This is a genomic window from Monashia sp. NPDC004114 (assembly GCF_053603855.1).
This window is the reverse complement of sequence record NZ_JBSGGK010000010.1, coordinates 45904-59411: the sequence shown is the minus strand read 5'-3', so window position 1 is coordinate 59411 and position 13508 is coordinate 45904. Positions and strand designations below refer to the sequence as shown.

The window sequence follows — 13508 nt, the reverse complement described above, 5'->3', positions numbered from 1 at the left end:
CCCTGCCGTCCTGCTGAGCACCGATCGAGCATCGAGACATGACATCGCCACTTCTCGTCCCGTTCAAGGCTGGTGACCGATCCATGGCGGATCTGCTCGGCGGGAAGGGGGCGAACCTCGCGGAGATGACGCGAATCGGCCTGCCCGTCCCGGGCGGCTTCACGATCACGACTGAGGCCTGCCGCGCGTATCTCGCGCACGGACGCGTGCCCGCGACCCTGCCGCCGCTGATCCGCGTCGCCGTCGCAGACCTGGAGGACGCATGCGGCCGGCTCTTCGGCGACCCCGCCGACCCGCTGCTGGTCTCGGTCCGGTCCGGCGCGCGGTTCTCGATGCCGGGGATGATGGAGACGGTTCTCAACGTCGGGCTGACGGACAGCTCGGTCCAGGGTCTGGCCGAACGTGCTGGGGAGGGTGGCGAACGGTTCGCCTGGGACTGCTACCGACGGCTGGTGCAGATGTACGGGCACACCGTGCTCGGCGTCCAGCCCGCCCTGTATGCCGCACCGCTCGAGGCAGCCCAGGAGAAGGACGGCGTCTCCGACCCGAGCTCGCTCAGCGCCGGCACCCTGCGGGATCTCGTCACAGATCTGCGTTGCGTCCTCAAAGACCATGCGGGAGAGGATCTTCCGCAGGACCCCTGGGAACAGCTCGACCGGTCGATCGAAGCGGTCTTCGCGTCCTGGAACAGCGCGAGGGCCCGGGTCTACCGAGCCCACGAGGGCATCTCCGAGAGCCTCGGCACCGCGGTGAACGTCATGCAGATGGTGTACGGCAACACCGGGCCCCGCTCCGGCAGCGGAGTCTGCTTCACCCGTGATCCAGCAACGGGCGCGCCGGTCCCCTACGGCGACTACCTGCAGAACGCCCAGGGCGAGGACGTCGTCAACGGCAGCCGAGCCACCGTCCCGCTCGCCGCGCTCGCAGACCTCGAGCCCGCGGCATACACCCGGCTTCTCGGGCACCTTGACACGCTCGAACGGCACTACCGCGACCTGTGCGACGTGGAGTTCACCGTCGAGGACAGCCGGCTCTGGGTCCTGCAGACGCGCGTCGGCAAGCGCAGCCCCTCCGCAGCCTTCGTCATGGCTGCCGACATGGTCGACCAGGGGCTCATCACTCTCGACGAGGCCCTGCTGCGCGTCGACGGGCACCAGCTCGAGTCCCTGCTCCACCCGCGCTTCGACGTGCCAGCGGACGTTCAACCACTCGTCACGGGACTCCCGGCGAGCCCAGGCGCCTCGGTCGGCGAGGTGGTGTTCGACCCTGCGACGGCCGTATCCCGCTCTGCGGCAGGGCAACCGGTGGTGCTCGTGCGTCCGGAGACCAGCGCCGAGGACGTCGACGGCATACTCGCAGCCGTGGCCGTGGTCACCGCGCGCGGCGGGCTCGCCTCACACGCCGCCGTCGTCGCGCGCGGGTTCGGCCGCACCTGTGTGACAGGCGTATCCCAGCTGGCGGTGGACGAGCACGCCCGCCGGGCCCTGACCAGCTGGGGCGACGTCATCGCAGAGGGTGACGTGCTGTCCGTCGATGGCACGACCGGATGCATCTATGCCGGGGCCCTGCCGATCCGGCAGAGCGCCCTGGTGACCGCTTTGAACGGCGAGGTCGACCCGGCCGCCGCAACGAACGAGCCGGTCGTCGCGTCCGTGCTCCGTCTGCTTCAGCACGCCGACAGCCGCGCCCGGCTAGAGGTTCACGTCAACGCCGAGACGCCCCACGAGGCCCTTCTCGCCCGACGCCTCGGCGCTCGGGGCATCGGCCTGTGCCGTACCGAGCACATGCTGCTCGGTGCACGCCGCGAGCTGGTCGAGCGAGTCGTCGTCAACGACGACAGGCAGGGCGCGTTCACCGAGATCGAGCGACTGGCTCTGGACGAGTTCACCCAGCTGCTGCAGGTGATGGACGGGCTGCCGGTCGTCGTGCGCCTCCTCGACCCACCCCTGCACGAGTTCCTCCCCGACAGCGAAGAGCTGGCCGTCGAGGCCGCGCTCCAAGCGGCACGCGGACCGGTAGATCCGGCGCTCTCACGACGCCTCGAGGCCGTCCGGCGGTGGCAGCAGGCCAACCCGATGCTCGGGCTGCGCGGGGTCCGGCTCCTGACCGTCTTCCCTGAGCTGGTCGATGCTCACGTCCGCGCACTCGTCACTGCCGCCGACCGACTCGCCAGGCAGGGCCTGCACCCCCGCCCGGAGCTCATGGTGCCCCTCGTGGCCCTCACGTCCGAGCTGGACGCAGCCCGGCAGCGTATGACCGACGTGGTGCACGAGACCGCCACCCGCCTGGGCTCCTCGGTCACTGTGCCCATCGGCGTCATGATCGAGCTGCCCCGAGCGGCCCTCCGGGCCGGCGAGCTCGCCACGAGGTCGGACTTCTTCTCGTTCGGCACCAACGACCTGACCCAGACGACATGGGGTGTCTCCCGTGACGACGCCCAGGCCAGCTTCCTGACCGCCTACCGCACGTCCGGGCTCATGTCCGCCGACCCGTTCGAGACCCTCGATGAGGACGGCGTGGGAGAGCTGGTCCGCATCGCGATCGACCGCGGCCGTCAGGCCAAGCCCGGCCTCGGCCTCGGCGTGTGCGGGGAACATGCCGGCGACCCGGAGTCGATCCACTTCTTCGCACGCGTCGGGCTCGACTACGTGTCGTGCTCACCCCCGCGAGTGGTCGTCGCCCGTCTCGAGGCCGGCCGGGCCGCTGTCCTCGAGTCCGCCCTCGCCGCCACCAGCGACACCCGCTGAACCCGCTGACCCTGCTGACCTCGCCAGGGAGCTGCGCATCGCGCCGACGAGGTATGCCGCCGGGTCCGCCGGGTGCTCACGGGAGCACCGCGGTCCGCTTCGGCGGCATACCTTTCGCTGGTTACTCGGTCAGCACGCCATCAGCCCGATGACGAACCCGCGTGCGCGCAGCTTCGGAATGAGGATGTCGAGTGCGGCGACCGTCTGTGAGCGGTCACCGCCACCGTCGTGCAGCAGGATCCGCGAGCCGTCCCGGACGGTGGCGAGGACCCGGTTGACGATGGTCGAGGTGCCCGGGCGCGACCAGTCGCGTGGGTCGACGGTCCACAGGATCTGGCGCTGACCCCGTGCGGCGATGATCGACGCGATCCGGGAGTTCGTGGCTCCGTACGGTGGGCGCACGCAGCGTGGCCGGTAGCCGAGAGCCGACTCCATCCGGTTGAGCTGCGAGGTGACCGAGATGGTCGACAGGGACGTCAGGTTCGGGTGGCTCCAGGTGTGGTTGCCGATCTTCATGCCGTAGGAGCGCAGGTTCCGGGTGACCGACGGGTACCACGAGATGTTCTGGCCCACTTCGAAGAAGACCGCCTTGACGCCGTGCTTGCGAAGGACCGCAAGGATCCTCGGCGTGTACGTGGCGTGGGGTCCGTCGTCGAAGGTCAGGTAGACGGTCCCGGCGTAGGCCACCTTCGCGGCCGTGACCTGGACCGCTGAGGCGGTGGCTCCGGTGGCTCCGGTGGTTCCGGGCGTTGCTGTTCCGGCTGCGAAGGGTGCCGCCGGAACGAGCCCGATGAGGGTGAGTGCCGCGAGGGCGGCGGTGGCGATCGATCGAATCGTGGGTCTCATGGCAGTGCTCCTTACACTTCCATGCCACCACCGCCGGCGGGCCGAGGAGCGCGCCTGTGATGACGCTCTTCTCGCGGACCTTCGGCCCTGGTGGATGTCGCCCCGACGCGGGTCCAATGGGTTGACTACGGGCCCAGCCGGACGCCCACGGTGGGGATACCCCACACACGCTTTCGAGGTCTGCGTATCGACGTTCGCCAGCCGCGTGAATGCTCGCCTGGGTGCTCACTCTCCCGTGCTCGCGCGGACGTCCGTGGCACGGCCTGAACGGACGCGAATGAGACCAAGACCGAGACCACCACTGCACGCCGCGCGTTCCTGTGCCGTCACGCAACAGGACGACGCAGGGGAGTGGGCGCGATAGTCGCCAGCGTCCTCACATGGCGAGTTGAGGATGTTGTGTGCACGCTCTACCGCATACAGAATCCAGCCGGGGATGAACCTGGTAGCCGAATCCACGAACGTCGCCCACAAATTCTGGCCGCGGCCGGATCTTGTAGCGGGCCCGATGACTTCGCCGATGCCCGGGGGCACCACAATCGACCAGATGCTCATTTGTCGGGCCACATCAATGGCACGCGCCGAAACAACCGACCGGTTGGTCGACTGTTGCGCCTCGTCCTGACCTGCCGCAGGTCGCGCGCTCGCTGTCCTCGACGTCGCGATGAGCCCAGGTGCCATGAGCCGGGATGCGGTGCGCGCCCAGCGCATTCACGGATAGGCGACTTCCGGGACGGTCATTGATGCCGGCACGAGCGGCCGCAAGGACGGCCTCCGGTGATGTCGTCTGTTCGAGCGTGCGACTCGACCACGGTGGTGCACTCGGCGTCCAGGTCGATCTGCGCTCACCCGACACGGGTGACCACGTCCAGCCGGTGGTCTTCCTAACGTAGTGACAGACGCGAAGGAGACCACAATGAGCGCATCAGGGGGCGCACCCGAGCCGTTCACCACCGGTGACTACCGGGGCCGCGCCGAGCGGGTCGTCGAAGCCGCTTCCCATGTGGGGCTGGAAGGCGTCCTCGTCACCCCAGGGCCTGACCTCGTTTGGCTCACGGGATACCGGCCGACGGCCATCACCGAGCGGCTCACGGTGCTCGTGCTGTCCCGGGACCGGGAGCCGACACTCCTGGTGCCGGCCCTCGAGCGGCCGGACGCGGAAGGGGCCGAGGGCGCGAAGGGCATCGAGGTCCGGGACTGGGCTGACGCCACCGACCCGTATGCCGCGGCGGCCGCCCTGTTGCGCCCAGACGGCGCGTACGGGGTGTCCGACTCTGCGTGGGCGTTGCATCTGCTCGGGCTGCAGGCCCGGCTGCCGGGGTCGCGGTACCGGTCCCTGACCGAGTGCCTGCCGATGATGCGGGCGGTCAAGGACGCCGCCGAGCTGGAACGGCTCACTGCCGCCGGGGAGGCGGCGGACGCGGCATACGGCGAGATCGTCACCCGCGCGTTCGCCGGTCGGCGGGAGACCGAGGTCGCGGCGGACCTGGCGGACCTGCTGCGCGAGTTCGGTCATGAGCAGGTCGACTTCACCGTGGTCGGGTCCGGTCCCAACGGCGCCAATCCACACCACGAGGCCGGCGACCGAGTAATCCAGGTCGGGGACGCGGTGGTGCTCGACTTCGGTGGGCTCAAGTACGGCTACGGCTCGGACACGACCCGCACGGTGTGCGTCGGGGAGCCGACCGAGGAGGTCCGCCTCGTGCACGAGGTCGTCCGTCAGGCACAGCAGGCCGGGGTGGACGTGGTCCGGCCGGGCGTGTCCTGCCAGGAGATCGACCGCGCCGCTCGGGCGGTCATCACGGAGGCCGGATACGGCGAGGCGTTCATCCACCGGACTGGGCACGGCATCGGTGTCACGACGCACGAGCCGCCCTACATGGTCGAGGGCGAGGAGCGGCCCCTCGTGCCGGGGATGTGCTTCTCCGTGGAACCGGGGATCTACCTCGCGGGGCGGTTCGGTGTGCGCATCGAGGACATCGTCACGGTGACCGAGGACGGTGGGCGGCGCCTCAACAACACCGACCACGGGCTGCACATCGTCGCGTAGGCCGTGGCTGACGGGTCACCCGAGACAGGTGATGTGTCCGATTCCTCGCAGGACGAACCATGAACCCGTCGGGGGTCCGCCTCGACTCCAGGGCACGAGGGGGTCAGTATGCGGCTTGTTCAGCTATCCCTGCGGACGAGGACCGGCGGGGGGTGGGCCGGATGAGCACCGCCGATGCCGCGGCCGACCAGCCGGTCCCGGCCGCCTCGACCCGCTCCCGGGCCAGGGCGGTCCCGTACATCTCGTGGATCGCTCTCGCTCTCATGACCACCAGCTCGGTCGCGAGTCTTCGTGCCGCGCCGACGATGGCCATCTACGGTCTGGCCTGCGTCTTCCTGTACATCGTCCCGGCCATCGTCTTCCTGCTGCCGACCTCGCTGGTCTCGGCAGAGCTGGCGTCGGGCTATGACGGCGGCGTCTACAACTGGGTGGCTCGCGGGATCTCCAAGCCCATGGGCTTCCTCGCCGTGTGGTGCCAGTTCGCGATGACGATCTTCTACTACCCGAGCCTGCTCGGGTTCGTGGCGAGCACACTGGCGTACGTCATCAACCCCGCTCTCGCCTCGAGCGGGGTCTGGACGGCCCTGGTCATCGTCGTCGTCTACTGGTCGGGCGTGTGGGTCTCGTCCCGGGGCACGAATGGCGTTGCGGGTCTTGCGAGCTGGGGACTGGTCATCGGCACGCTCATCCCGGGCACCCTGCTGGTCGTCCTCGGCATCGTGTTCCTGGGCCAGGGCAACCCGTCCGCGGCACCCATGACCGCAAGCAACCTGCTCCCCGCCTGGGCGGGCCTGTCCAGCCTCGTGCTCATCGTCAACAACTTCCTGTCCTACTCGGGCATGGAGATGAACGCGGTGCACGTGGGCTCGCTGCGCAACCCAGGCAAGGAGTTCCCCAAGGCGATCTTCCTGGCGATGGGTCTGGTCCTGGCCATCTTCATCCTCCCCGCGCTCGCGATCAGCTGGATCGTGCCTGCCGACCAGCTCTCGCTCACCGCCGGAGTGATGCAGGCCTTCGACGCGGTGTTCGCGAACTTCGGTGCCCAGTGGCTGACGCCGATCCTCGGCATCATGCTCGTTGCCGCCTCGCTCGGTGGCATGCTGACGTGGCTGGCCGGGCCGTCCAAGGGGCTGCTGCTCATCTCGCGGCAGGAGGGGTACCTGCCTCCGTGGCTGCAGAAGCTGAACAAGCAGGGCGTGCAGCAGAACATCCTCGTGGCCCAGGGGCTCGTCACCACGGTCATCGCGCTCGGCTACGCCCTGATCCCGGACGTGTCCAGCGCCTACTGGATCTTCTCCGTCATCACCACGCAGGTCTACCTCATCATGTACCTGCTCATGTTCGTGGCGGCGGTTCGCTTGCGCCGCAACGACCCCGACCACGCTCGCGGCTACCGGGCCCCGATGCTGACAGGCTTGTGCGGGGTTGGTTTCGCGGCCTCGCTCGCCGCCCTGCTCATCGGCTTCGTGCCACCGTCGCAGTTCGGTGGCGGCAGCACCGGCGTCTACCTGATCATCGTGGCCGGTGGCGCCCTGGGCCTGGGCCTGCTCGTGCCGTTCCTCTTCTACCGGCTTCGCAAGCCGTCGTGGAAGCTGCCTGAAGCCAAGGAGGTGGCGGCATCATGACCGTCACGGAGCAGCCGACCCACCGCGAGCCGACCCACCGCGAGCATCGGACGATGTACATCATCATCGCCGCCGTCTTCGTGGTGCTTCTGGTCGTCTCGCTGTTCACCCATCGGGCCAAGGAGTCCACCGAGCAAGCCCAGGCCAAGGCGAACCAGCTCATCCTCGCCCTCAAGGCGGCGGGTCTCCCGGCGCCGAACCAGGATCAGGTCGTCACCGTGCTCGGCGACGACGGCGGCGCCGTCTGCGACGACCCGTCGGGCGCACTGCGCAAGTCGATCTTCCTGGGGCAGCTCATGAACGGCGCCGCGGGCCCGGGGATGCGCCCCGTCATCGCCGACAACCGGGTGGTCAAGGGCGAGCTCGCGATCATCAAGATCTACTGCCCGGACCAGCTGCCGAGCTTCCAGGAGTTCGTCAACGGCCTGAACCTCGACAACACCGTGAAGAGCTGAGACATGGAGCTGCGTGACCGGGTGACCGGTCTCATGGATCAGGCGCGCGCTGACCTCGCCGAGCTCGTCGCGATCCCCTCTGTGGCGGACCCGCGGCAGTACCCGCCGGAGGAGTGCGCGAAGGCGGCCCAGTGGGTCCTGGACGCTTTCGCCGCGGTCGGATTCGCCGATGCGCGTCTCGCGGAGACGGCCGACGGCAGTCAAGCGGTCGTCGGGTCGCGACCGTGCGGCGACCCGAACGCTCCGACGGTCCTGCTGTACGCCCACTACGACGTTCAGCCACCCTTGAACGAACAGGCTTGGCGCACACCGCCGTTCGAGCTCACCGAGGTTGGTGACCGCTGGTTCGGCCGGGGCAGCGCGGACTGCAAGGGCAACATCGTCATGCATCTGACGGCGCTCCGTGCGCTCGGCGCCGACATCCCGGTGAACCTCAAGCTCGTCGTCGAGGGCTCCGAGGAGCAGGGCACCGGCGGGCTCGAGGCCTTCGTGCCACCCAACGCCGACCTGCTCCGCGCCGACGCGATCCTCGTGTGCGACACGGGGAACGCGGCGGTCGGGGTCCCCGCGGCCACCGTGAGCCTTCGGGGCATGGTCAACGTCGTCGTGTCCGTCGAGGCCCTCGCGTCGGAGATCCACTCCGGCATGTTCGGCGGGGCCGCCCCGGACGCCCTCGCTGCGCTCGTCGCGATGCTCGGGTCGCTGCGTGACGCTGAGGGCAACACGACCGTCACCGGGCTCGACAACACCGAAACCTGGGCCGGGGAGCCTTATCCCCCAGACCAGTTCCGGGGAGACGCGGGACTGGTCGAGGGTGCCACGCTCCTGGGGTCCGGAACCGTCTCGGACATGCTGTGGGCACGACCGTCGCTGACGATCCTCGGGATCGACTGCCCGCCCGTCGTGGGATCGGCGGCCGCGATCTCGCCGACTGCGCGGGCCCGCCTCAACCTTCGCATCCCGCCGGGCACCAGCCCGGCCAGCGCGGAGCGGGCCTTGCGGGAGCACCTGCTCTCCGCAGCGCCCTGGGGCGTGCACGTGGTCGTCGAGACGGAGGCCACGGGATCGCCCTTCCGGGCCGCAACCTCCGGGCCCGCCTACCGTGCCATGTCCGGCGCGATGCAGGAGGCCTACGGGAAGCCCATGGCCATGCTGGGCCAGGGCGGGTCGATCCCGCTGTGCAACGTGTTCTCCGAGACCTACCCCGACGCGGAGCTCTTCCTGATGGGCGTGGAGGAGCCCCTCGCCCTCATCCACGCGCCGAACGAGAGCGTCGACCCGACGGAGATCGCGAACATGGCTCTCGTCGAGGCGCTCTTCCTCCAGGCGTACGCGACGGCCCGCGGCTGACGGCATACGGCGTCGATCACCGTGGCCGGAGAGGAGGCTCAGCCGCCTGGCAAGCCACGCTCCGTGACGAGCCGCATCTGGTCCCGAGTCTCCGACCTCGCCGGGCGGTGGGCGGGCGAGGTCCCTCCGGCCCCCGAACCGGTACCGGCCCAGCCTCCGGAGGCGGTGCTCGAGCTCTTGTGCGGCCTCGGGATCGCTCTGTCGCGCGCGGGTGAGCCAGCGGACCGGGTCACCCAGATCCTCGACCAGGTCGCGAGGATGTATGCCGCGACGGGAGTCACGTTCTTCGTCGTGCCGACGGGGCTGTTCGTGCGCATCGACCTCGGCGCGTCGAGCCGGGTCGACGTCAGGACCGGAGGCAGCAAGCCCATGCGGCTTGACCAGGTGGACGCCCTCTACCGACTCGTCGACGACATCCGGCATGCCAACGTCGATGTGGACACCGCCCGCAGGCGGCTCGACGAGCTGCTCACTGCGTCGCCGCGGTTCGGCCCGGTCGTCGCCGTGCTCGGCAGCGGAATCCTGACATTGGGGCTGGGACTCATGCTCAACCCGACGGTGGCGGCGATGCCGGTCTTCGTGCTGCTCGGGCTCCTGACCGGGTCCATGCGATGGTGGGCCGACAAGGAGCCGACGCTCTCGCTCATCCTCCCGGTCTCCACGGCGTTCGTCGTCACGTGGGTGGTGTTCGCCTGGGTGTCCCCGGCGCTCGACACCCCGCCGCTCGAGATTGTCATCCCCGCGCTCGTGACGTTCCTGCCCGGTGCCGCGCTGACGATGGGCACCGTCGAGCTCTCGACCGGCGACATGCTCGCGGGCTCCGCACGCCTGGTCTATGGGCTGGAACGGCTGCTGCTGCTGACGTTCGGCATCGCCATGGGAGGCCAGCTGGCCGGCATACCAACGCTCTCCGGCGAAGCGGCCCGCGCGCTGGGCGCGTGGGCGCCATGGGTGGGCGTGTTCGTCTTCGGCCTCGGCCAGTACCTCGCCTCGTCCGCGCCGCGCCGGACGTTCGGCTGGCTTCTGCTCGTGCTCTACGTCGGGTATGCCGTCCAGGTGCTTTCCGGCCGCGCACTGGGATCTCTCGGGGCGAGCTTCGTCGCGGCAGCTGTGGTGCTGCCGGTCTGCTACACGATCCAGAGCCGGAAGAGCGGGCCTCCTGTGCCAGTGACGTTCCTGCCGACCTTCTGGCTCCTGGTGCCTGGCGCTCTGGGGCTGCAGGGTGTCGCGCAGATCGTCGGGGCCGACAAGGCTGCCGGGCTGGGCGACTTCCTCAACGCGCTCATGTCGATCGTCGCGATCGCTGTCGGGGTGCTGGTGGGCTCCGGCATCGCTGAGCGCATCGGCCGCGCCACCTCGACCTGGCGCGGCATCTAGGAGGGGTCCGACGTCGCGGGCTGGCGCCGGGCGACGGCCTCGGCCCTGTCCGTTGCCAGCACGGATAGAGCCAGGGCGATCGCGACGGTCGGCATCTGGATGAAGAAGTCACGCAGGTCGTCGAAACCCGACACGATGTCGCTGCCGACCAGGGCCGTCGCCCCGCGAAGGCCCAGGCCGCCGACGGTGAGCACGAAGAACCCGCCGAGGATGAGCACGAGCCGCGGCGGCCTGCCCGGTGGTCTCGACGCGAGGCCTGCGAAAAGGCCCAGGGCGATTCCCGCCGCGAGCGTCCCGGTGATGTCGCCGACGAGCCGAGTTGCGCCCTGCTGGACAAGGAAGGTGCCGATCACCGTCGGGATCAGCCAGGGCAGCGCCCTCAGGTGGGCGTTGAACGCCAGCACGAGCCCGACGGCGAAGGGGACCCACGCGAGGGTCACCACGATGAACGGCACTGTCGGAGTGACCGGTGTCTCGGTGAGCAGCTTGCCGTTGCCGGTGATCTCGGCTGCGGCGGCGATGCCGATGACGAGCAGCGCGAGAACGAGCGCGGCGTAGAGAAGCCGGGTCGCGCCCGCGGAGATCCGCCCGGCGATGAGCTCACCCGCGGCCGCGGACAGGTAGTCACCCGGAACCACGACGAACAGTGCCGGGACGACCACGAGGACCACGCCGGATGCCCTGACGAGCCCCGGCATGGCCGTGGCAGCGACGAGCGTGAGGACGAAGGCTCCGATGAACGGGACCAGCACCTCCAGGCGGCGGCCTTCGAACGTCACGAGGAGGACGCCCATCAGCCCACCGAGCAGGACCGTCGCGACGATCTCGCCGGCTGTGCCCACGACGCTCGGAGCAAAGCCAACGGTGAACAGCATGACGCCGACGACACGGAGCCAGCGCGGCCACCTCTGAGGCGCCGACTCGATCGTTTCGAGTCTCTGCGACGCCTCGCGAACAGAGAGGCCGGCCTCGATATCTGCCAGGAGTGCGTGCAGGTCCATCACGTGATCGAGCCGCGACAGGCCCGGCGTCGCCTTGACGACGGCGACCCGGTGCGGGCCCCCGTCCTGCGTCCCCGTGACGACCACCTGGTCCGGAAGGACCAGCAGATCCACCGTCGTTCCGAACGCTCTCGCCATCCGTCCGACAGAGCGCTCGAGCATTCCGACACCCTCGCCGCTCGAGCTGAGCAGCAGCGAGGAGGCCCGCACCACGACATTGAACGGGTCCTCGTCGGTTGATGTCACAGACAACAGGTTCGCCGAGCCTGCGCCATATGAACCTCACCCACCTCGGGTGACCACCCGCTGTGAAGGGATCGTGACAACTCGCCCGAACCGGGTGAGGCGGTGAGCCATCCCGCCGACCTACGGTCCCGTGACATGAGCGATGTCGAAGTCAGGTCACGGACCGGTGGGGTGCTGGCTGCCACGTGCCTGTCTACCCTTGTCGTCAACGCGAACACCTCGGCGGTGAGCATCCTGCTCCCGGCCATCAGCGAGGACACTGGTACCGACGTGACGACACTGCAGTGGGCCGTCACCGGTTACTCGCTCGTCGGCGCGGCCGTCATCATCACGTCCGGCTCGCTCGGTGACGTCTTCGGGCGCAAGCGTGTCTTCCAGCTCGGGCTGCTGCTGTTCGTCGCCTCGTGCGTCCTCATCGCTCTCTCGTCGTCGGGCGGTGCCGTGATCGCCGGGCGGTTCATCCAGGGTGCCGCGGGCTCCACGATCCTCGCGTGCGGGCTGAGCCTGCTGTCGGTGGCCAACAGCGGCCAGGCCCAGCTGCGTGCGGTCTCGCTGTGGGGTGCCGCCGCCGCGGTGGGCGCCGCGGCCGGACCGCTTGTCGGCGGGGTGCTCGTCGACGTCACCGGGTGGCAGGGACTCTTCTGGGTCGACGCAGTCATCGGCGCCATCTGCGTCGTGCTCACCTACTTCACGGTCAGCGAGTCGCGTGACCCCAACCGATCCCGCTCCATCGACTATGCCGGGACTGTCCTCGTCGCGCTGACGCTCGCGCCGCTCATCCTCGCGCTGAGCAAGGGAAGCGACTGGGGCTGGGGGTCGCTCGCGACGATCGGCTGCTTCGTGGTGAGCGTCGTCGCCGGATACCTGTTCGTCGTCGTCGAGCGCCGCGTCGAGGTGCCGCTGCTCGACCTCGCGCTGCTGCGCAACCGGATCCTCGTCGGCGCCACGATCGCGATCCTCATCGGCGCCGGCACGATCAACGGGCTGATGTACCTGCTGAGCCTCTACTTCCAGAACCCCGCCACCCTCGGGTTCAGCCCGCTCCAGGCCGGCCTCGCGACTCTGCCGGCCACGGTCGGCCTCGTCGCCGTGGCGCCTCTCGTCCCGAGGCTCGCCGCGCGCTTCGGCGGTCGACAGGTCATCGCGCTCGGGTTCCTGCTCACCGCAGTCGGATTCGCGCTCGTCGGCGTCGTCGACTCCGACTGGAAGTATTCCGCCTTCGTCCTTCCGCTCATCGCCATCGCCGTCGGGATGGGGCTCTCGAACGGCCCGGCCTCCTCAGCCTCTACGGCGTGCGTCTCCGCCAACCAGGTCGGTGCCGCATCGGGCGTGTCCAACATGGCCCGCTACGTCGGCGCCGCCGTTGCGACCGCGCTGGCCGCTTCCATCTACGGCTCGGTCAGCGCCAACCAGACCGCCAAGGGCGCCCAGCCGGCCGACGCGCTGGCCACCGGGCTGGCCACGGCCTCGTGGGTGATGGCCGGCTTCAGCGTCATAGGCCTGCTGATGGCGGTCGTCATGGGCCGCCACCGGACCGCCGTGGGCACCCTGCAAGACGCTGCCTCCTCGGCCGCCGCCCATACACACACTCTGCCGACATCGGCAACTCCTGTGCCCAATTCGGTGCAACAACACTGAACGTCCGGCGGCCCGGCTGACCGTTGATGGAACTGTCGGCAATGGCGAATACAGGACATGGTCTAGCAGTCAGCGTGAAATGAATCGCAGACCATTGCGGTGGCGCGATCATCGTTGGGGTGCCCACGCCCCCGACCAAGCCCGGCAGCGTGACGATGTCGAGGATGTCCACG

At 69.4% G+C, this 13508-nt stretch carries 9 protein-coding genes; 7 read left to right on the top strand and 2 right to left on the bottom strand.

Annotated elements, in window-relative coordinates:
• Nucleotides 1-38: 38 nt before the first annotated feature.
• The gene (ppdK, locus tag ACWEOW_RS14180) at nt 39-2747 is read left to right on the top strand and encodes a pyruvate, phosphate dikinase (protein ID WP_452269851.1); all 2709 of its coding nucleotides are present in this window, start codon (nt 39-41) and stop codon (nt 2745-2747) included.
• A 129-nt stretch (nt 2748-2876) separates the two neighbouring features.
• Here ppdK and ACWEOW_RS14175 read toward each other — a convergent pair whose 3' ends face one another.
• On the bottom strand, nt 2877-3593 hold the full coding sequence (locus tag ACWEOW_RS14175) for a polysaccharide deacetylase family protein (protein WP_452269850.1): 717 nt from the start codon (nt 3591-3593) through the stop codon (nt 2877-2879).
• A 916-nt stretch (nt 3594-4509) separates the two neighbouring features.
• Between ACWEOW_RS14175 and ACWEOW_RS14170 the strand changes: the two genes are divergently transcribed.
• The 5 genes from ACWEOW_RS14170 (at nt 4510) to ACWEOW_RS14150 (ending at nt 10450) form a co-directional block, all read left to right on the top strand.
• A complete protein-coding gene (locus ACWEOW_RS14170) occupies nt 4510-5643 on the top strand; it encodes a M24 family metallopeptidase (protein WP_452269849.1) in 1134 nt (377 codons plus the stop codon).
• A 161-nt stretch (nt 5644-5804) separates the two neighbouring features.
• On the top strand, nt 5805-7268 hold the full coding sequence (locus ACWEOW_RS14165; RefSeq protein WP_452269848.1) for an APC family permease: 1464 nt from the start codon (nt 5805-5807) through the stop codon (nt 7266-7268).
• Nucleotides 7265-7723, top strand: a complete 459-nt coding sequence (locus ACWEOW_RS14160) for a hypothetical protein (RefSeq protein ID WP_452269847.1) — start codon at nt 7265-7267, stop codon at nt 7721-7723. Before ACWEOW_RS14165 ends, ACWEOW_RS14160 begins: the two co-directional genes overlap by 4 nt.
• A 3-nt stretch (nt 7724-7726) precedes the next feature.
• A complete protein-coding gene (locus tag ACWEOW_RS14155) occupies nt 7727-9073 on the top strand; it encodes a M20/M25/M40 family metallo-hydrolase (protein ID WP_452269846.1) in 1347 nt (448 codons plus the stop codon).
• A 63-nt stretch (nt 9074-9136) separates the two neighbouring features.
• Nucleotides 9137-10450 carry a threonine/serine ThrE exporter family protein gene (locus ACWEOW_RS14150; protein ID WP_452269845.1) on the top strand — a complete coding sequence of 438 codons (1314 nt, stop codon included), beginning with the start codon at nt 9137-9139 and terminating at the stop codon, nt 10448-10450.
• On the opposite strand, the gene ACWEOW_RS14145 is transcribed toward ACWEOW_RS14150, so the two are convergent.
• Complete coding sequence (locus ACWEOW_RS14145) at nt 10447-11697, bottom strand: threonine/serine exporter family protein (protein WP_452269844.1); 1251 nt, start codon at nt 11695-11697, stop codon at nt 10447-10449. The two genes, ACWEOW_RS14150 and ACWEOW_RS14145, sit on opposite strands and share 4 nt — an antisense overlap.
• A 135-nt stretch (nt 11698-11832) precedes the next feature.
• Here ACWEOW_RS14145 and ACWEOW_RS14140 point away from each other — a divergent pair, with 135 nt between their 5' ends.
• Nucleotides 11833-13335 carry an MFS transporter gene (locus ACWEOW_RS14140; RefSeq protein ID WP_452269843.1) on the top strand — a complete coding sequence of 501 codons (1503 nt, stop codon included), beginning with the start codon at nt 11833-11835 and terminating at the stop codon, nt 13333-13335.
• Nucleotides 13336-13508: the final 173 nt, after the last annotated feature.